Annotated in this window: 14 protein-coding genes; 2 read left to right on the top strand and 12 right to left on the bottom strand. The window is 36.2% G+C overall.

Annotation, left to right across the window (positions count from 1 at the left end; translation table 11 throughout):
* Positions 1-158 precede the first annotated feature (158 nt).
* From AC07N0_RS09160 to AC07N0_RS09130, 7 genes are all read right to left on the bottom strand, one after another.
* Positions 159-470 carry a LytR/AlgR family response regulator transcription factor gene (locus tag AC07N0_RS09160; RefSeq protein ID WP_492802412.1) on the bottom strand — a complete coding sequence of 104 codons (312 nt, stop codon included), beginning with the start codon at positions 468-470 and terminating at the stop codon, positions 159-161.
* A gap of 127 nt (positions 471-597) precedes the next feature.
* Complete coding sequence (locus AC07N0_RS09155; protein WP_494588934.1) at positions 598-2,088, bottom strand: c-type cytochrome domain-containing protein; 1,491 nt, start codon at positions 2,086-2,088, stop codon at positions 598-600.
* 228 nt (positions 2,089-2,316) lie between these two features.
* The gene (locus AC07N0_RS09150) at positions 2,317-3,390 is read right to left on the bottom strand and encodes a twin-arginine translocation signal domain-containing protein (RefSeq protein WP_494588933.1); all 1,074 of its coding nucleotides are present in this window, start codon (positions 3,388-3,390) and stop codon (positions 2,317-2,319) included.
* Positions 3,391-3,393: 3 nt separating this feature from the next.
* Positions 3,394-3,765, bottom strand: a complete 372-nt coding sequence (locus AC07N0_RS09145) for a glyoxalase superfamily protein (protein WP_494588932.1) — start codon at positions 3,763-3,765, stop codon at positions 3,394-3,396.
* A 1-nt stretch (position 3,766) separates the two neighbouring features.
* Positions 3,767-5,089, bottom strand: a complete 1,323-nt coding sequence (locus AC07N0_RS09140; RefSeq protein WP_494588931.1) for an alpha-L-fucosidase — start codon at positions 5,087-5,089, stop codon at positions 3,767-3,769.
* Between the two features lie 76 nt (positions 5,090-5,165).
* Positions 5,166-6,647 (bottom strand): DUF1501 domain-containing protein, encoded by a 1,482-nt coding sequence (locus AC07N0_RS09135; protein ID WP_494588930.1) that lies wholly within the window; start codon positions 6,645-6,647, stop codon positions 5,166-5,168.
* A 287-nt stretch (positions 6,648-6,934) separates the two neighbouring features.
* Positions 6,935-9,721, bottom strand: coding sequence for a DUF1553 domain-containing protein (locus AC07N0_RS09130; protein ID WP_494588929.1), 2,787 nt, complete (start codon positions 9,719-9,721; stop codon positions 6,935-6,937).
* Between the two features lie 443 nt (positions 9,722-10,164).
* On the opposite strand from AC07N0_RS09130, the gene AC07N0_RS09125 reads away from it, so the two are divergent.
* Both AC07N0_RS09125 and AC07N0_RS09120 read left to right on the top strand, forming a co-directional pair.
* A complete protein-coding gene (locus AC07N0_RS09125; RefSeq protein WP_494588928.1) occupies positions 10,165-11,049 on the top strand; it encodes an AraC family transcriptional regulator in 885 nt (294 codons plus the stop codon).
* Positions 11,050-11,236: 187 nt separating this feature from the next.
* Complete coding sequence (locus AC07N0_RS09120) at positions 11,237-12,061, top strand: RpnC/YadD family protein (RefSeq protein WP_494588927.1); 825 nt, start codon at positions 11,237-11,239, stop codon at positions 12,059-12,061.
* Positions 12,062-12,237: 176 nt separating this feature from the next.
* Here AC07N0_RS09120 and AC07N0_RS09115 read toward each other — a convergent pair whose 3' ends face one another.
* The 5 genes from AC07N0_RS09115 to AC07N0_RS09095 all read right to left on the bottom strand — a co-directional run bounded on the left by AC07N0_RS09115 (position 12,238) and on the right by AC07N0_RS09095 (position 20,099).
* On the bottom strand, positions 12,238-14,826 hold the full coding sequence (locus AC07N0_RS09115) for a TonB-dependent receptor (RefSeq protein WP_494588926.1): 2,589 nt from the start codon (positions 14,824-14,826) through the stop codon (positions 12,238-12,240).
* A gap of 370 nt (positions 14,827-15,196) precedes the next feature.
* On the bottom strand, positions 15,197-16,192 hold the full coding sequence (locus tag AC07N0_RS09110) for a YpdA family putative bacillithiol disulfide reductase (protein WP_494588925.1): 996 nt from the start codon (positions 16,190-16,192) through the stop codon (positions 15,197-15,199).
* A gap of 206 nt (positions 16,193-16,398) precedes the next feature.
* Positions 16,399-17,115, bottom strand: a complete 717-nt coding sequence (locus tag AC07N0_RS09105) for a head GIN domain-containing protein (protein ID WP_494588924.1) — start codon at positions 17,113-17,115, stop codon at positions 16,399-16,401.
* Positions 17,116-17,221: 106 nt separating this feature from the next.
* Positions 17,222-19,657: a PspC domain-containing protein gene (locus tag AC07N0_RS09100; protein WP_494588923.1), complete on the bottom strand. Its 2,436-nt coding sequence runs from the start codon at positions 19,655-19,657 to the stop codon at positions 17,222-17,224.
* A gap of 73 nt (positions 19,658-19,730) precedes the next feature.
* Complete coding sequence (locus AC07N0_RS09095; protein WP_492802395.1) at positions 19,731-20,099, bottom strand: PadR family transcriptional regulator; 369 nt, start codon at positions 20,097-20,099, stop codon at positions 19,731-19,733.
* Positions 20,100-20,616: the final 517 nt, after the last annotated feature.

The following is a 20,616-nucleotide window of genomic DNA, read 5'->3' as shown; positions in this document are numbered from 1 at the left end:
TCTTACTCTATTTACTTTTAATAAACACTAAGTGTATATAATAGTTGCGTAAAAGAGTAAAAAATCAACATTACTAAGGCACAATTTCGGAAAAATAAACCAAAGCAACAATGAGTAAAGTTATTGTTATATCGCAAATCTGTATTAAATCGATTTAGTCAGTCAAGCAAAAACCGCTTTCTGCGTGAAATTGGAAGGATTCTACCATCTAACAAAATAAGGTCGTATTTATCTACCTCTCGGATAAATTTCTGGTTTACCAAATACTTTCTGTTGATTCTCAGAAATGAATCGGTGTTAACTCTTCCTTCAACTTTAGAAAGGGTTTTGGCGATAACCTTCGTTTTTCCAAAGGCAAAGTGAATGCGTGTATAATTGATTTCTCCTTCAAAAAATATAATCTCATTCGCAAAAAAAGTATATCTTTTCCCTAATTTGAATTGGATTGGCAGAATATGTTGTGGTATCATGGCATTGCTATGTTAGGAGGATTTTACATAACAATATTCCCAAAATTTGGCAAGTAGAACAATGTGGTAAATACGGTAAAGTGTACCGTATTTAACCCGTATTTATAAATGTAGTTTTTGCTTAATTTTATTTAGCTACCACCTTCTGTGTATTTACTTTGCTGGTATCATTAGTAGGTATTTTATCTTCCCACCCAATATTTACCTCAACATTCGGCAATGCTTTTTGTAAGGCTAATACGCCTTGCTTAGTAACTTTAGTTTGCCAACAATATACTTTTTTTAAACTTTTCAATTTTGCCAATTCTTTAATACCTGCATCGCTTATTTGGGTATCAAATAAATTGATGTATTCCAGAAACTTCAAATCCTTTAGTTGGGCTAACCCAACATCTGTAATTGCTGTGTGTTCTAAATGTAAACGTGTTAAATGTTTTAATTTAGAAATTTCAGCCAAAGATTTATCTGTAATCTTTGTACTACCCAACTTTAACCATATAATTTGATCAGATAGGTTGGTCAAAAGATTTATTTTTGAATCATCAAAAGTACGAGCATTCACAAAGTTGACATCTAAAAAGTGCTGTTCTTTTGATACAGACATTACTACAACATTCATAGCTGTTAGTTTTTGAATATCACTTTCTGCAGCGGCTGATACTTTTTCATTAAATACGGGTGAAATACTTTCTCCGCCACTAGTAGTATTCGTTTCTCCTCCGCTACTCAAAGATGCTAAGAATGGTTTTACTTTTTCGTCTGGTTTTAGTTGTGCTACTTTCTTATCAAAGCCTGCTCCGTTTTGAATCCACCAATGCAAAAGCGAAATTTCTTGTTCGCTCAAAGGTGTTTTCCCTTTCGGTGGCATGTGGTGTTCGTCTTCTTCGGGCAATAGCAAACGTTTGATTAATTCGCTGTTGGCAGCATCATTTGCTTTGATGATTGCCCCATTTTCTCCACCTTTTATCAAAAGTGCTTGCGTATCCATTCTCAATCCCCCTTTGATTTTATTAGCATTATGGCAAGACCAACATTTTTGTTCCATTACTGGGGCAACAATATCTTGATAGACCAATGCTTCATTGATATTCTCAATTTTCTTTCTAGCTCCTGCGCCTCCTTTTGTTCGTGGAGGTAATCCTGCTATCGAACGAAAAGGTTCGGGTGTATAAGCATATAGATAGTCTTCACCATGCGTCATATTTCCACCCAAATGTCCTGTTCCTGTTAATAAAATCACGATTAAATAAACAGCAGGCATATAGGCCTTCTTCATGGTAGGGTCTTGTTGCCAATTCACTTTCATATACCAAGCCGCCAATGCAACGAGTGCAACACCAATACCCATCCACTGATGAAGAAACAATGTTTCTTCATTGTATTCACCAGAAGTAGAAAGCAAATAACCAAAAATACAAGATATAACTGCCGTAATCATGCCCAAAAACAAAATGGGCGCAATAGCAGGCTGTAGAGATGCGAGTCCTTTTTTACGAGAAATAAGTTCTAATATGGCAGCAATCATCAGCATCCCGATAGGTAGGTGAACTACTACGGGATGAAAATGTCCAAAAAACATTGCCCAATCAGAAGGAACATTCGTTTGTAATAAAATCATTGTTTATTGTTTTGAGCTTTTAGCAATCAGATTTGGGCAATGAGCTGTGAGTTCTTGGTCACTCATGGCATGACTTCCAATTACTTGGCAAGTATGATAAAGCTAGCAAAGTCATGACATGAGTCTTTTTTATGTTAAGCTAAATCATCTATCATGACTAGCGAGGGAATTAATTCCCTCGCTAGTCATGATAGATGATTATTATAGTGTCAAAAAAACTCACGACTCCTACGCAATTCTTTCTAATTTAACTGGATACGTTTTTTTAGAATTCCATTGAGGCACATATATGTTTTCGTCAGCATCTACATATACATCATGTGGGTGCATGAATACTTGATTAGGGTCGTCTTTGTACTGACGTTGTAATTTACCATCTTTATACGTTGGTTCTGAGCCCCCTGGTGTTGAAACTACTTTCATATCTTTATCTAATACCTGAATATAGCCTGAATTATTCCAAGAGAGGTCAGAGCTTCTATAAGCAGCTGCAAAAATATAATCACCACGCAATACTGGGCGACAAACAAACGTGCCTGGTAAATGATAGACTGCTAAGAATTTACCGTCTAAAGTAAAGCGTTTTAAACAAGAATGGGCACGGTCAGTTACTAATAACGTTGGATTCTTCTTATCACGCGTATCTACTAAAACACCGTGGCAAGTATCAAATTTATCATCTGTATATTTTTGAGAGTACCCTCCAAAATGACGGATATATCGTCCTTTAATATCATACTGAGTAATATATTGCGACCCATATCCGTCGGCTACATAAATATCTCCATTGACAGGATTAACAGCCGTTTCGGTAGGCACAAAACGATTAGGTGATTCATAAACGCCTGTTTCTTTAGGGTATTCAAGCTTCATTATTTCACGCCCTTTCAAATCCGTTTTAATTACTTGGTGACGAGCATTATCGCAAATAAACAAAAACTGTTCTCCGCCTTCGTTAGCAATCGTTAAACCGTGTGCACCTGGATAGGTGGTTCCCCAAGCATCTAATAATTTCCCTGATTTATCATAAATCAAGATATTATTTTTGGTTTCATTGGTACACATAATCAAACGTCCCTTGGCATCTTCTACCATTTCGTGACAATCGTTCACAGGGTTTTTGTCTGCATCCAATACGCCCCACCCTGCTATTACTTTGTACTTGTGTGAATTGTGTCCAATCACAACGTTTTCCATGTTCTTTTGAATCTTATTCGCCGAAACTGAATTTGCTATTAGACCTGAACCCACTGCTAAGCTACTGGTTTTAAGAAAGTTTCTTCTTGATTGATGCTCGTTCATTGATTATACTGTTTTTTTATATTCGTTAAATACTAATCGGTTTCCGAAAGGATCAGTTAGGTTCATGATGTTTGCACCCCAAAAAGCTTCTTCTATAGACGGGCGATAATATTTATAGGGTCTGGTTTGTAATTCGTTGAAGAAACTTTCTAAATCAGAGCAATCAATAAAGACCTTTCCTCCAGGAGTACAGTCTCCGTAATGCTCAGTAAGATGAAAAGTCAATTCCCCTCTTGAAATCTGGATATAATAAGGCGTATTTTCTTCAAACTGATGTGACCAGTCTTCTTGAAAACCGAGCCAATTAATATAAAACTCTCGGGCTTTATCGACATCAAAGATTCTCAATAAAGGAATTGTCTTTTCTACTTTCATACTATTTTTCCAATTCGATGACGTTATCTAATTCGTTTTTATCCAATGACGCAATATCAAATACGAAATAGTTATTATCTAATTTCTGAAATTTAATAGGAGTACCATTTTTAAACAATTTCGCACTTTTGAAAGCCTGCGGAACTTTCAACATAAACTTATCGTCTTTGTATTTCAATAAATGAAGATAGATTTTATTTCCTTTTTCGGTAACAGCACCCCATTCCTGTGGACGAATAAACCCTCCTTTAGAGCCATAAATGGTTTCTCCATACACTTTAGTCCACTCTCCTACTTTTGCCAAACGTTCTACAAACTCTGGTTGAATTTCTCCATTCGGCATTGGACCCACATTTAATAGAAAATTGGCACCGTAGCCAGCAGCACGCACCAAATAGTCTACCAATTGCTTAGGTGTTTTATAATGCTCATCTTTGATATTATATCCCCATGCCCCATTCAACGTCTCGCACGTTTCAAGTGGCAACGCTGAAATATCTTGTCCGCTCAATCCTCCTTTGTTTTCTCCTGGTAAATCACGTTCAAACATCTGAAAATCTTCCCCTGGTAGTGGACTTAAATGGTGGTTATTGCCAATCAAACATTGAGGCTGAAGTTTGTGAATCAAGCCATAAATCTCATCATATTTCCAATCAATTTTTGATTGCAAAGTTTTGTCATGGTCGTTATCTAGCTGATCCCAGTGTCCATCAAACCAGATGGCCGATACTTCACCATATTTTGTCAATAATTCTGTCAATTGACTTTTCATAAAAGCCAAATAGCTGGCATAATTACTCTTTTTAGTACGACCCGTTCCTTTTCCAGTTTTTCCTGTTTCATAAGGATAATCATCACGGTACCAGTCTAACAAAGAATAATAGAAACAGATTTTAATCCCTTGTTTATGGCATTCGTCTGCTAATTCCTTTACAATATCACGCTTATAAGGCGTATTCATAATATTCCAGCTCGACTGCTTTGTATCGAAATTGCTAAAGCCATCATGGTGACGAGTAATCAAGGTAATGTATTTCATCCCTGCACCTTTAGCAATATCTACCCACGTTTTGGCATTAAAATCAACAGGATTGAAGGTTTTTTGGAGTCTTGAATAATCTTTTACAGGAATATTTTTAATTTGCATTACCCACTCTCCATCACCCAAAACACTCGATAAGCCCCAGTGAATAAACATTCCAAAACGTGCTTTTTCAAATTCTTCCCGTGCTTTAATGTTTTCGGGACTTGGCGTATAACCAGTCTGGGCAAATGTTGACAAACTTGTTAATAAAGCCAACAAGGCTATTTGTATCTTTCTCATAATAGTTTATAATGTTTGATTTAAAAGAGTAAGATACAACTAGTCAATTATACTCTATTCATACTATCCTGTTTAATCAGGACAGCACAGGCTTAATCACTTTTCCTGCCGTGTCAGTTAATCTAAAGTTTCTACCTTGAAAAGGATAAGTGAATTCTTCATGATTGAAACCTAAGCAGTGCATAATGGTAGCTTGCAAGTCAAAAACAGACGTTCTATCCTTCGTGCCTACATATCCAAGAGGGTCGGTTTCGCCATGAGAATATCCCCCTTTGATGCCTCCGCCTGCCATCCAAACCGTAAAGGCTTCGGTATGGTGGTCTCTGCCTTTAAAAGCCGCTGCTTTGCCTTCGCGGTTCTCTTGCATGGGTGTTCTACCAAATTCGGCACCCCACACAATCAAGGTTTCATCTAATAATCCCCGTTGCTTTAAATCTTGTATCAGTGCAGTAATGGCTTTGTCGACGGTAGCACATTTGTGGGTTAAGCCATTCACAACATCACTGCTTTCAGAAGCGCCTCCGTGCGAATCCCATCCCCAATCAAATAATTGTACGAATCGCACTCCCTGTTCTACTAATTTTCTGGCTAATAAACAGTTATTGGCAAAGGATTCTTTTCCCATTTCAGTACCATACATTTCATGAATGTAGGCAGGTTCTTTGGAAATATCCATTACCTCAGGCACAGTAGTCTGCATTTTAAAAGCCATTTCGTATTGCGAAATTCTGGCTAAGGTCTCAGGGTCATGAAATTCCTGATATGATTCCTTATTGATTTCAGTGATGGCATCAATCGTATTTTTTCGGATGTCGCGGTTTATCCCTGATGGGTCAGAAATATATAAAACTGGTTCTCCTTGGTTTCTACATTGTACCCCCTGATAAACAGAAGGTAAAAAGCCACTTCCCCATAATGCTTTTCCGCCGTCAGGATTTTTTCCTCCTGATGTTAACACCATATAGCCAGGCAAATTCTGGTTTTCAGAACCTAACCCATACGTTGCCCATGTACCCGTGCTTGGTCGCCCTAAGCGTGCCGAACCTGTATGCAAAAGCAATTGTGCGGGGGCATGATTAAACTGGTCGGTGTACATGGCTTTCAAGAAAGAAATATCATCAGCCACGGTTTGCAAATGTGGCACTTTATCAGACATCCATGCTCCGCTCTGACCTACTTGCTGGAAATTTGCCTGTGGGCCCATCATCTGAGGTACGCCACGAATAAAGGCAAATTTTTTCCCTTCTAAAAATGACTGAGGACAAAGCTGTCCGTCTAATTTCATCAATTCTGGCTTATAGTCGAATAACTCTAATTGCGAAGGAGCACCCGCCATGTGCAAGTAAATAACAGACTTAGCTTTTCCTGCAAAATGAGGCATTTTAGGTGATAAAGGATTAGCAACATTCGCCATAGCCGAAGACTGATTGCCTCCACAACTCTGTAGCAAAGAACCCATCGCCATCATTCCTAAACCTGTAGTGCATTGTTTTAGGAAATGCCTACGTGTTTCGTGACGAAGCGTTTCAAAAAGAAGTTCTTCTTGTAAGTTTTTCATAATCTCGTAATTATTATACTACAAATTTTTCTTTTATTAGAGCATTGCACACTGGCTGAAGCTTTAATGGATTTATATCTAAAAATCAATACTCCCTTCTGTAAGACCTTACTTTTCTTGCCTTGATGCAAGAAAAGTAACAAAAGAAAATCAAGAAATTCCGAAACTCGCTCCGCTCAAACAGCGGAATTTCATCAAATGCTGACGCCAGATTAGAATAAAATTTCAAATATTATTACAAAACAATATACTCCTCATTCTAAACTCCACCTTCACAACTCACTACATTATTCTTTCATAATAAACTCATCCAAATTCAGCAAGGTGCTTGCTACCAAAGTCTTGGCGGCTAAGTCGGGAATATTTTTGGGTTTGATATTATCATCTGGACAAATATTCAATAGCAACGCTGCCTCATTTTTACTTTTCTGATACGTTATTAGTGTGTTAGCATAAAGCTTTTTCAAGATGCCTAATTTCTTGTCTGTAATGTTTTTACACATCGTTAATTCATAAGCCTTCGTGATTTGCTCATCAATTGTTCCCCCGCTTGATTCCATCTTCTTGGCTAGGCTTTTAGCACATTCTAAATAAACAGGGTCATTTAATGTAACAAGTGCCTGCAAAGGCGTATTAGTCCTGATTCTCCTAGCCAAGCAAATATCACGGTTTGCTCCATCAAAAGTTATCATGGATGGATAAGGCGTTGAACGACGCCAGTAAGTATATAACGCCCGTCGATATTTATCTTCCTTATCACTTAATTTCCAAGCCATGTTGCTATAGGGCGTATTCCAAATGCCATCTGGCTGATAAGGCATTACACTTTTACCATACATTTTATAACTCAATAAACCACTTACTAATAATGCTTGGTCTCTGATTTGTTCGGCAGACAAACGTACTCTTGGCCCACGAGCTAACAAACGATTCATCGGGTCTTTTTCCAATAATTCTTCACTAGCTTTTGAATCTTGCTGATAGGTTGCCGACATGACCATTTCTTTCAATAGTTTTTTAGGCTTCCATTGATATTCATCCATAAATTTTATCGCTAGAAAATCTAATAATGCTGCATTGGTAGGCGTGAAACCTTGTGTACCAAAATCCTCTAAGGTTTCTACCAAGCCAGTTCCAAAAAGTTGCTCCCAAAAACGATTTACCGCTACTCTGGCAGTCAAAGGGTTTTCGTTACTACCTAGCCACATGGCCAAACCCAAACGATTTTTAGGCGCTCCTTTCGGTAATCTTCCCAAGGCTTTAGGAATATCAGCTTGTACTATTGTTGTTTTTGCCATCCAGCTTCCTCTTTCCCAAACATTCGTTTGTCGGGCATATTCATGAGGATTATCAAGCATAACGGGCGTATTTTCAGTATTTGCCCTTACTAATTCTAAAAAGGATTGCTTTTTTTCAGCATAATCAGGTTTTCCTTTTCCGGGAAATTCAGGTAATAATGTAAAACTCCCAATCACACAAGTACTTTGGTCTGGTTTAATTTTTGTATTCTTGAAAGTAAAGTACCAATCTTGTCGACCGCTCATTTTAGGTAAATCGTATAATTGATAATCCCATGAGTTGGTCCATCCTCCCTTTTGAGTAGTATCTAATTTTATCGTCGTGAGTACTTTCCCTGTCAATGAGCCTAAGCGAATTTCCATCAAAGTAGCACTTCCAGTTTTGTTTCCATATGCTACTAAAAGCTGGCTTTTCCCCTCCACAGGCAAAGATTTAAACCTTACCGAACCGCCATTTCTTACGCCTAAATATTTATTGTCAGCCAATGCTCCATTGATAAATTGGTCGCCTGCGTGCGGATGAATTTTAGGTTCTAGAAAAGTCAAATATTGCGTGATATCTTTTTCTTGCTGCGTACTAAAATTAGTTTTCAACCAAGTTTGTAAACCCTCTAGTTTTGCCTTGTCTTCGGGCTTATTAAATTGCCTTAGATAAGGCGAATCATCTGGTACGTCCTCATCACGGGTATTGTAGAAAAACGCCATTGATTTATAATAGTCTTCATGACGTATAGGATCATAAGGGTGCGAATGGCATTGCACACAAGCAAAAGTAGTTGATTGGAATACCTCCCAAGTAGTATTTACCCTATCTACCATGGTAGCATTTCTAAACTCTTCATCATCCGTACCGCCCTCGTCGTTATTAACCGTATTACGATGAAAGGCTGTAGCGATATATTGTTGTTCGCTTGGGTTTTTCAATAAATCACCCGCCAATTGTTCTTTAATAAACTGAGTATAAGGCATATCTTGGTTAAAAGCCTTGATGACGTAATCTCTGTATTGCCAAATATTCCTACCTTCATCTTTCTCATAGCCTTTTGTATCTGAATACCTAGCCATATCCAGCCACATTCCTGCCCATCGTTCGCCAAATTGTGAGGATGCCAGCAAGCTATCTACTATTTTCTCAAAGGCATTGTCGCTATCATCTTTCATAAACGTCTCTATTTGTTTTTCGGTAGGCGGTAAGCCTGTCAAATCCAAACAAAGTCTTCTTAGCAATATTGACTTTTCAGCTTGTTTAGAAGGCTTTAATCCTTCTTCTTCTAATTTATTTTTTACAAAATAGTCAATATCATTTTTCTCCCATTTATCCCCAAACAAACTAAAGAATCCTGCAAAAAAACCTTTGTTCGGCACAGCAGGCATTGTTGGTTTTACAAAAGCCCAATGCTCACCCCAATTAGCTCCTTGATTAACCCACTTTGTTAATATTTCAATTTCTTCTTTTTTTAAAGGCTCTTTTTTCAAAGGCATCCTTTCTTCTGGGTCTTTATGGGTAAGTCTGATAATGAACTCTGAATGCTCAGCATCGCCTGGAATAATAGCTGGCTTTCCTGATTCTGTTTTGCCCAAAGCCTCTTCTCTAAATAGCAAACTGAATCCTCCTTGCTTTTTTACACCTCCGTGGCAAGCAATACAGTGCTTGTTCAAAATGGGTTTTACTTGTGTACTATAATCTACCTCATTGCCTTTCTTATTCAATGAATACAGAGAATATCCCCCAATAATGACAATCGAACTGATAAAGATTAATTTGATGGTATTCATATTTTTTTCGAATCTTACAATGAAGTGACTCTTCCGTTATCAAAACAATTAATACTCAAAACTTTATTCAAATGCTAAATGATTTTGAATGCGCTTTTTCCCGTCTATTTATAAAATAATATTTGAAATATACAATAAATAACAATTGTGAATGAAAGGTTTTGAGTTTGAAATATTTATATAATACTAAGCCCAGAGATAGTTCATAGCATACACCAGCCATTAGTTTTATCTTATAAAGATGGATAATGTACTGGAAAATATCATTTATATAGATGAAAGGGCAAAAAACTCAAGTCATATAAATCGTGTATTTCTATACTTGATTTATACTTTTTTATTTAAATATGCCAACATATAATTGCAAATTTACCTGTTCAAGTCTTACATTTACATGACTCTTATTATGAAAAACATAGATAATATTATTAATAGGTATTTGAATGATTATTAAAGAAGAAGGCTTTTTAGGACAGAGGACATACATTATGCCTCATGAATTACTGACTAGAGTTGCCAAACACCCTTTGGTTGAGACCTTACATATTACAGATATTGGATATTATCTAAAGGCAAATCATCATGCTTGCGAGCGTAAGAATGGCTGTGGACAGCATATTTTGATACACTGCGTGGAGGGTCAAGGATGGTATATGATAGATAACCAGAAGTATCTTGTCAATCAAGACCATTTTTTTATTATTCCTGCCAACGTTCCACATAGTTATGGCGCGAATATCGATAATCCGTGGACTATCTATTGGGTGCATTTTATTGGTACGCTGTCGACCCACTATATCAATTTCTTGTTTGAGAATACCAAAGACTATTCTCCTGTAGCCTTACCCCCCAACCATCAGCGTTTAACCATGTTTGATGACATTATTTCGCATATCGAGATGTCATTCAATGATGACAACATTGTTTATGCTAATTCGCAATTTGCCCATTTTCTTACTACTTTCAAAGCTTCAGTTTTTAACCCTAATCCACCGTTATCAACCGAAACTGACCCTATCAGTAAGGTAATTGCTTATATGAAAAAACACCTTACAGAAACGTTGACATTAGAACAATTAGCTGATGTAGCAGGCATGTCTGCCTCACATTTTTCAGCTGTTTTTCGGCAAAAAGTACAGAGTTCTCCTATCAACTTTTTCACTTTCCTCAAAGTCCAACAAGCTTGTAACTTGTTAGAACATAGCAAATTAAGAGTAAAGGAGATTGCTTATGCAATTGGCTATAACGACCCTTATCATTTTAGTAGAATATTTACGACAGTGATGGGTATTTCGCCTCGTGAATTCCGTAAAAAAATTAAAGAATGAAGGGGAGGGAATTGTAGAAGAACAAAAACCGAATTTTTGCTTAAATAGCACGTATTAGAAGATTTCAGCGTTTATTGAATTTATTCTCGTCCTTACCTTAGTTTTTCAAGTACTTGATTACTTGTCAATTAGGCTTTGGTTTTTAATTCGCAATTTTTAACTTTGTTAAGGTTTTATACATATACTAATGGAAAGAAAAAACTCTAAACAGGAAGGCAATCAATATGATAAAATTGTAAAAGAAAATATAGAAAGCATTATTCCTGCGTTAATGAATAGTATTTTGGGATTCAATGTACAGGAATCAGTGATTATTAAAGAGAAATTACAACAAACCAAAGAAAAAGAGGCTGATGCTTTACGGATTGTTACAGACCCAATTGGTCAAAAATTCATTTTGCACCTTGAATTTCAAGTTGATGATTATTCTAAGATGATTTACAGAATGATAGATTATTGGGCTTTACTTAAATCTAAATATCAATTTCCTGTTAGACAATACGTTATTTTTATTGGAAGTGGAGAGCCAAAAATGAAAAATGTATTATCAGAAGATGGTAACTACTTCCAATATCAGCTTATCAATATTACCCAGTTTGATTATTTAAGATTTTTAATATCTGATAATCCAGAAGAGGTTATTTTGGCAATATTAAGCGATTTTGGGAAAGAAAAACCAGAGAATGCTCTTAATCAAATTATACATAGACTCGAAGAAACTACAAATAATCAGTTAACGTTTCAGAAATATTTAAGACAATTGCGAGTATTGTCGAAACTTCGTAAATTAGATATAAAATTTGATGATATGATACAAAATATGGCAAAATATATTGATGCAGAGAATGATTATCTCTATATCAGAGGACAAAAAGAAGCGAGAGAAAAAGAACAAGCCAAATTTGTTAAAAACCTGCTTTCAAAAATGAGTTTGTCTATCGAACAAATAGCTGATATAGCGGGAGTTTCAATAGAATTTGTAAACAATATAAAGCAAAAACTTTCCGTTTAGTTATCAATAAAAGATGTAGCTAATAGATAAAAAGCCTATCAAAGAACAAATCTCTGATAGGCTTTTCTATTTTTTAGGAGACTATGGGCCAGATTTTAATATCCATATTTACCCTGATTCGTAAAGCGACTCTGATTGCTCAAAGTCGCTTTTTTGTTTCTAATATAATGCTATGATTATCTTGGACGTCCACCACCAGTAGCTGCTGGAGCTGCTTGCTGTTGTTGCTGACCACCGCCGTTTCCGCCACCGTCGCCACCATCTTTCAAATCGTCGTTATTAACAGATTTCTTTCTCTTCTTAGGAGCATCAAAAGACATCTTACCAATACGATAACTGAAGTTAATTTTAAAGTTCATGTTACGTAAAGTAGTAGTACTTTGCTGAGAAATCGTTGAAGATTCGATGCTATTATTAATCTTGAAACCTCCTGGTGTAAAGAAGTTTTCAGCACCAAAACCAATACTTCCTTTTTTGTTCGCGAAGTCTTTCTTAACGCTTAAGCTATAAATTCCGAAACCACCTTGGCTACCTTGTAATTGTACTTGATTACCACGATAGAACGAGAATGCTTGTAAGCCCCATCCTTTAGAAAGGTTATAACTACCAAACATTCTAAAGCTTGCTACCCATCCTTGGTTTTTAGCATTCAACAATGGGTCAGGGTTGTTGTTATTTAAAACAGCATAATAAATATCAGTTCCTCCACCCAATTGGAATTTGTTAGAGATATTCACATTACCAAACAAGTTCATTCCATAAGCATCTTCGTTACCAATGTTACGGTAAGAAGTTAAAAGGAATGGTCTACCTTGTGCGTCTACTTCATTCGTACGAATACTTTGGATAGAACCTGTAGTATTACGCATAAACAATGCTGTAGTCAAGAACGTATTCTTAAAGAACGTATTTATCGTAAATTCATAGTTGTTTGTGAATTCAGGCGATAAGTTTGGATTACCTTCTGTAACGTTTGAAGGGTTAGAAGCATTACGGTTCGGGTTTAAGAACTGTAATGATGGTCTTTGAATACGACGGTTATAAGCCAATTTCAAAGTAGTTCCACCTTTCAAGCTTTTTGATACGTTGAAACTTGGTACCAATGTTCCGTAGCTTGGAATATCAATATTATTTTTTGCTCCACCTTCCGTTGTTTGAATTGCATTGATGTCAGTATGTTCATAACGTACACCACCTTTGAAGCTATATTTTTGCTTAGTTGTTAAAGTATAAGAAAGATAAGATGCTGCAATGTTCTGGTCGTAATCTAATGCTCCATTGTTTCCAACTTGAGTAAATGTACTATTTACTGTTCTGAAAATTCCTTTCCCACCAAATTCAATCATTTGTGTTTTACCAATTGGTGATTGATAATCTGCTTGAAGCGTAGTTTCTTGGTTATAACTTGGGTTAATATTCGAAATACGGTTTCTACCTAATTGAACTAATGAGTCCGATAAACCATAAATAATGTTCGTGAAGTTATTTTTACGGTCGTTACGGCTATACTGTGCTGACAAACTAAATTCTTGCTGAGGTTTTTTGAATGTATGCGTATAGTCAACGTTTAAATCTATCGTTCCAGAATTATCTTTCGTTTCTACATCACGGATAGTGGATGTATTGCTTCCGTTTGTTCTGATAATGTTGGTAGATAATGCATCTTGGAAAGTATTCTGATTTCTTGCGCCATAACGAGCTGAAGCTGTAATTGAGTTATTTTTGTTTATATCCCAATCCCATCCAAATTGATAAGACCCAAATAAACCGTTGTTTCTCGTTGAAGCACTTTGTTTAGTAATTGTTCCATCAGCTTTAGCTAGTTGTGTATTTTCAAACTCACCACTTACATTATAGTTAGCACGTCCGAAACCACCTAACGAGAAACCCATGTTTCCTTTTCTATAGTTTCCGTTCAACGATAAGTTACCACCACGAATACCTACACTACTATCTAAATTCAATGTCAATCCTTGTAAAGTATTCTTCTTAGTAATGATATTGATAATCCCTGACGACCCTTCAGCATCATACTTAGCAGAAGGCGAAGTAATTACTTCAACCGACTTAATCATATCTGATGGAATTTGTTTCAAGGCATCTGCAATACTACTCGCTACAATCGTAGAAGGCTTATTGTTGATTAATACCTTTACGTTTTGGCTACCACGAAGCGTAACGTTACCATCTAAATCTACTGATAACGAAGGTACTTTTCTTAATACGTCTGTTGCATCTCCACCTTTGTTAGTTGCATCTTTTTCAGCATTGTAAACCATTCTGTCAACTTTGTCTTCAATCAAAGCACGCTGACCTTCTACGGTTACTTCCTGCAAAACCTGACTTGTTTGGTTTAATTTAATCACACCTAAATCAATGTCATCGTTTTTGTTCTCAATTTTCACATCAATTCTTTTTGAGTGATAACCCAAAAATGAAATAGCCAATACGTAGTCTCCAGTAGCAACTTTTACTAACGTAAATTTACCTTTATCATCACAAACTGTTCCATCAACAGGTTTGTTAGTTGCTTTCGCTAATAATGCCACACTCGCAAATTCAACAGCTTTAGTAGCCGAGGAGTCGATTATATAACCAGTAATTTTTGCTGACCCTTTTGGCGCAGCTTGAGCCGTTCCCGGAATAGCAGTAGCTTCTTTGGGACGTCCGCCACCCATTCCGCCCATTCCTCCTACTGGAAATTGAGCAAAAAGGTTGGTACAGATAAGGCTAAATAACGTTAAGGATAATAATATTTTTTTCATAAATATATTTTTAAAATGTTCGCTCTTTTCTTTAATTAGAAGCAAAGTTGGAGTAAATAATTTGTTGTAAGAATTAAAAAAGTACAAATGGATTGAATTTGAGATAAGTGGAAAACCCACAAAAATTATCGATTAGACACTATTAGAACACAAAAATTGCACGGTCGGCTCTTAGATTCAGACAATTTTCGACCAAATACAGAAGTGTGTCGGTGAATGACAATTTTTTGAGGACTCAATTTAACGAAGCTAGAAAAGGCAAACAAATAATGCCTTTTCTAAGTAATGGTTATGAAATTTATTGCTGATTTAACCTACTTTCTCACCTTCTTTATAGGTGTATTCGGGAGGAAGCTATCAAAAACAGTGATTAGTAGTTGGCATTATGAATAACTTTTCCAGTTATCTTTTGTAGAATTTTGGTAGCATGAATCCTTGAATTTTCAATAAATAAGGAGTGCGTATTCATTCCTCCGCAAATTACTCCTGCTAAATATACATTAGGTAAATTTGTTTCTTGTGTGTCATCATTATACGTAGGTTTTAGTATTTCATCATTTGATAAAGTAATCCCTATTTTCCGTAAAAAATCCAAGTTAGGTTGATAACCCGTCATCGCAATGACATAATCATTTTCAATCGTAACGATTCCTTCGGGCGTTTGGATGTCTATTTCATGTGGACGAATACTAGCAACCTCTGAATTGAAATAGGCTTTGATAGAACCTTCTTTTATTCTGTTTTCAATATCTGGCTTAGCCCAATATTTTACCCTACTCCCTATTTCATCGTGTCTGATAACCATGGTTACGTTTGCTCCTTTTCGCCATGTTTCTAAGGCAGCATCAACTGCTGAATTATTGGCGCCCACAACTACTACATTTTGTAAAGCATAAAAATGGGGTTCTTCATAATAGTGAGTTACTTTTGGCAAGTCTTCACCAGGAACATTCATCAAATATGGAATATCATAAAACCCCGTGGCAATAATAATATGCTGTGCCTGATATTCGCTTTTAGTAGTTTTAATGGTATAGAGAATATCTTCTTTTTCATCCGACTTGTCGATTTGTTCAACAGCCTCAAAAAGCTTTAGATGCAATTTTCGATGAATAGCTACCCTGCGATAATATTCTAACGCTTCAGAACGAGTTGGTTTAGCATTATTTGACACAAAAGGCACATCGCCAATTTCAAGTCTATCAGAAGTACTAAAAAAAGTCATGTTTGAAGGATAATTGTAAAGCGAATTTACCAGACACCCTTTTTCTAAAATTACATAGCTTAATCCAGCTGTTTGGGCTTCTAATCCACAAGCCAAACCAATAGGCCCTCCACCAATAATAACCAAATCGTAATGTTGCATATAAGTAATAATTGTGAATTGTGAGTGGTGAGTCGTCCGTCACTGCGATTCTGACAGCAGTACCTTAATTCACTCAACAACATCATTTATTTTACATAGACACTCGTCATCTTTTAATAAAACAAGTTTATCTGTTTTTTTAACACACAAAACCCCGCAAGAGTTCTGCAACACTTGCGGGGTTTAAGTATTTATTCATTCAATGTTTACTCTCCACTCTTTACAGATGAAGCACCAGACACATCAGATCTTACTGATGGCTGACCTTTGTATCTTACAGATGAAGCGCCACTTGCTTCTACATTCAATGTTTTACTAGCGTTTACTCTAGCAGAACTTGCTCCAGAAACTTCTGCATCTACATCTCTTGCTACAAAGTTGTATGAATCTACATTGCTCGCACCAGAAAGGTCAAAGTTAAGCTTAGAGGTTTTACCGTTCAATTTTACCCTAGATGCTCCTGAGCAATCTAAATTTACTTTGTCGGCATTAATATTAATTTCAGTATTGGCGGCTCCTGAAAATTTCAACGTAACATCTTCTAAATCATTGAAACCTGAGATTTTAGACCTAGTAGCACCTGAGAAATCCACTTGTTTTATATTAGGCATAACAATCGTGAAGGATACTTTCTTACGGTTATTATTCCATTTCCAACCGCCTTTACCTTCACGGTATTTAGCGATAAGTGTACTTCCGCTCAATCTTACATCTAAATCCTCAAGGTCTTCCGAACGTTCAGCATCTACTACTACTTTAAATCCACTACCATACTTAACATCAATTACAAAAGCACTTGACATTTCTAATTTATCAAAACCTTTCAAAGAAAACTCTTTGGTATTCTGAGCAAACATTACGTTGGCAATTCCTAATAAAAAACTCAATAATAAAGTGTTACGAAAGTAGGTTTTAGTATTCATGTCTTTGTTGTTTTTATTTTTTATTAAGATGCAATGTATGCTACAAAGGTTGCACGCTTATTCTTTTTTTTATGAAAGGTTTAGTATTATGATAAAACTGCTATTATTAGTCTTGTTCTTTTTCAATAGAACCGCCTTCTTGAACTGAACGATTCACTGAAGGTTCGCCACGATAACGAATAGAACCGAAGCCTACAGTTTTGGCATCTAGTTTTTCACGAACACTGATTTCTGCCGAAGCTGTGCCTTTTACTTCTAAAGTAGCACTGACAACATCCAAATCGAATGATTCTAATTTTGATTCATTGTCTAATTTAGCTTTCAATTTGTTGTAATTTCCACTAACCTTTAGTTTTACACCATTGGCAAGGTCAACAAAAAGTTCTTCTCCATCAAAATTCTTTATTTTACTAGTACCCACACCCCCTTTAATCGTAAAGCCTTTTAATCTTGGCATGCTAATGTGGATATCATAAATATCACTTGGCTTTTGTCCGTCTTTGGCTTCAATAATCAATGTTCCATCAGACACCGTATATTTTAATTTTTCAAGGGCATTTTCGCCAGCGCTACTTACTTCAACACTAAACTCATCTGCTTGATTTACCAATACATTTGATATACCAGACAGGTTGACTCTTATGTTTTCAAAATCTTTTAAGGGCAAAGTCTGAATTGATACGCCATCAGGAAAACCGTGTTGTTCGTCATCAGAATCATTGTAAGTATTTCTTTTTGGGAAACGGTTCTCGCAAATAAGGTCTCCGTCTTTGGTAAACTTCCAGATTGACCCTTTGAATAAATCTCCAGTACTTTCGTCAAAATATCCACCATCAAAATTATTATCCACAAAACTGGCAAAGCCACGAGTCATCGAGAACGTTTTTCCATAAGGAATATATACTTTCATTCTGATTCTTTGGTCACGGAAATGAGCATCATCCTTGAATTCAAATCTGTCATCAAATTTCAAAACAGAGTCTTTCTGAACAATATTATACGTAACAGCCATTGCATTGGTTTCTGCATCTTTTTTGTCAGCACCATCTGCTCTGAAAATTTTCTCTATTTTAATATCAGCACCATCATAGCCAATTAGCTCAACAGAAGGCTCCCAGTCTTGATCCAATCCTGTATAATTGATATCAAAAATAGGTGTTCTCTGATTGAAGTTGAATGTTACATTTTCTTCAATAGAGGCTGTTTTTGCAAAGTTTTTAGCATACTTTACTCCCGTGTACATTGTACTAAGTAAGCCAATCAAAAACACCCCTAGTAAGCTTTGCCAAATGATTGCATTGAAAAGGTTTCGGCGAATGACCAATGAAATACCTGCACAAGCTATTACAAATGCGGGAACTGCCAATGTTAGGAAACCGCCTAAAAATAATAATGGAGAAGCATCCCGGGCAATCAACCCTACAGGCAAATGGTCACCGATATATACATTGCCATTTTCTAATGCTGTCAAGCCTACAAAAAGCGAAAAGAAAAGTGCTATGATAAATATTACTCCCGAGAAAGTCATCATCCCTCCCACAAAGATTCTGGCAATGGATGCTAAAAATACGGTGAATGGCCCCAATGCTTTGAATACTTGCGAAATAACACGGAAAGGTAATAATAGGATTCTAGTAAGGGTATCCTCTGGTTTATCTTCCGAATGCAAGGTTCTTTTGATATTTGATTCGATGTTTTCAAGCGTAATAGGTTCGCCCGACATTTGCATTTTATCTGTCAAAGACTTAGCTTCTGGTGCTATTGCCCATAGTATTAAATATAATACAACACCTGACCCAAAAAGGAAAATACTAAGTACAAATACAAAACGAAGCATGCCTAAATCCCAACCTGTGTAAGATGCTATACCGCTTACTACGCCACCCATTACTTTGCCATCTGGATTACGGTAAAATTTACGGATTCTTTCGTCTTCTTCCAACGCAGCATTAGCAGGGAAAGCAATCCAACAAGCGATGTATAATACAAATGTTACGCCGCTTAATATTCCTGCTGTAATTGGGCCAATGCCCAATAAGAAAAACAAAAATGTTAGGCGAATCCAAAGTGGGTCAAAACCTAAATTATGGGCTAGTCCTGCACAAACGCCCCCTAATAGTTTTCTTTTAACATCTCTGTAGAGTTTTCTATCACCTGAAGCAAACCTATTATTTTCATAAGTATGCGCTTTACGCTCTTGATATTCCTCTTGTTTTTTCTCTTCTTTAGGCTCTTCTTTTTTCTGACCACCAACAGCAAAGTCTTCATCTTCTTCGATGGCAGCGAAATCTGACACTGAACCCATTGAGGCAATTAAGCCATCTACGTCTTCAATGGTAATTACTTGAGAGTCTTCACTTTTATGTTTTGTCCAAAATTTTTCTGCAATTCTGGCTTCGATGTCTGCAACAATTTCTTTTGAACCTTCATAAGAAGCAAAATATTTCTGAATAGATTTCAGATAGGCATTTAATCGCTCGAAGCCGTCTTCTTCGATATGAAAAACTATGCCTGCAATATTGATTGATATGGTCTTTTTCATGTTTGAATGAATATATGAGTTAATACCCAAATGCTATTATTAGTTTTGTCTGGTCGGTGTTTAGACTATTTTCTTAAACCCCTTCCTGCTCTGATTCTTTGTTATGGTGATGAAAAGAATCATGAATTATTTGATTGACAGATGTTTGTAATTCACTCCAAGTCTCGCCAAACTGAACCAAAAATGTTCTTCCAGTATCTGTAAGGATATAATATTTTCTTGGAGGCCCTGATACCGACTCTACCCATTTGTAATCTAACAATCCCGAGTTTTTTAACCGAGTAAGCAAAGGATAAAGCGTTCCTTCCACAACCATTATTTTGGCAGAAGTTAGCTCCTCAAGCATATCAGAGGCGTAAACTTCTCCTCTGGAAATGATGTGCAGGATACAAAATTCTAAAATTCCTTTCCGCATCTGCACTTTGGCATTTTCTAAATCCATATGTATATGTTCTGTTTATATTGTTGGTCTCAAAGTGTTCAACTCTGAATGATAAGCGATTGGTTGTAGCCTATGATGCTGGCTTTTTATATTGAATAAATGGCTTACTAACTGTTGTTTCATTACCCAATGTATAAAGCTTGTGCATTAAAGCTTGAACAAAGATATAAAAAGGTACTATGTGATGCAAGGTACTATGGTAAAATATTTTTTGATTTATACAAAAGGATTAAAATAATTACGAAAGGCAAAAGAAAGTCAGGAAAATAAGATGGGAAAAAGTAGCATTGGGCTAAAAAAATTTAGCGAACCTTAATAAGGTTCGCTAAAATGTATCACTAACACACCAAAATATGGTTTCGAGTTTGAAGAGCATAACTCTTCTTGCTAAAAACCTATTTGAAATTATAGATATCACTATTTACCCAATAAGTAAACAGCTAAATTGATCTTCACTTGAAAGAATTAAATAAAACCTAAACTAAATGATAATAACAAACTTATAACAATAACTTGT

The organism is Arcicella sp. GW821-FHT09D11 (genome assembly GCF_059416265.1).
Note: the sequence above shows the minus strand (reverse complement) of the source record. Positions and strands in the feature narration are given on the sequence as shown.

Bases quoted from the DNA above. Each gene is read 5' to 3' on its own strand.
- AC07N0_RS09160 (WP_492802412.1), bottom strand. From the start codon at position 470: ATGATACCACAACATATTCTGCCAATCCAATTCAAATTAGGGAAAAGA.
- AC07N0_RS09155 (WP_494588934.1), bottom strand. From the start codon at position 2,088: ATGATTTTATTACAAACGAATGTTCCTTCTGATTGGGCAATGTTTTTT.
- AC07N0_RS09150 (WP_494588933.1), bottom strand. From the start codon at position 3,390: ATGAACGAGCATCAATCAAGAAGAAACTTTCTTAAAACCAGTAGCTTA.
- AC07N0_RS09145 (WP_494588932.1), bottom strand. From the start codon at position 3,765: ATGAAAGTAGAAAAGACAATTCCTTTATTGAGAATCTTTGATGTCGAT.
- AC07N0_RS09140 (WP_494588931.1), bottom strand. From the start codon at position 5,089: ATGAGAAAGATACAAATAGCCTTGTTGGCTTTATTAACAAGTTTGTCA.
- AC07N0_RS09135 (WP_494588930.1), bottom strand. From the start codon at position 6,647: ATGAAAAACTTACAAGAAGAACTTCTTTTTGAAACGCTTCGTCACGAA.
- AC07N0_RS09130 (WP_494588929.1), bottom strand. From the start codon at position 9,721: ATGAATACCATCAAATTAATCTTTATCAGTTCGATTGTCATTATTGGG.
- AC07N0_RS09125 (WP_494588928.1), top strand. From the start codon at position 10,165: ATGATTATTAAAGAAGAAGGCTTTTTAGGACAGAGGACATACATTATG.
- AC07N0_RS09120 (WP_494588927.1), top strand. From the start codon at position 11,237: ATGGAAAGAAAAAACTCTAAACAGGAAGGCAATCAATATGATAAAATT.
- AC07N0_RS09115 (WP_494588926.1), bottom strand. From the start codon at position 14,826: ATGAAAAAAATATTATTATCCTTAACGTTATTTAGCCTTATCTGTACC.
- AC07N0_RS09110 (WP_494588925.1), bottom strand. From the start codon at position 16,192: ATGCAACATTACGATTTGGTTATTATTGGTGGAGGGCCTATTGGTTTG.
- AC07N0_RS09105 (WP_494588924.1), bottom strand. From the start codon at position 17,115: ATGAATACTAAAACCTACTTTCGTAACACTTTATTATTGAGTTTTTTA.
- AC07N0_RS09100 (WP_494588923.1), bottom strand. From the start codon at position 19,657: ATGAAAAAGACCATATCAATCAATATTGCAGGCATAGTTTTTCATATC.
- AC07N0_RS09095 (WP_492802395.1), bottom strand. From the start codon at position 20,099: ATGGATTTAGAAAATGCCAAAGTGCAGATGCGGAAAGGAATTTTAGAA.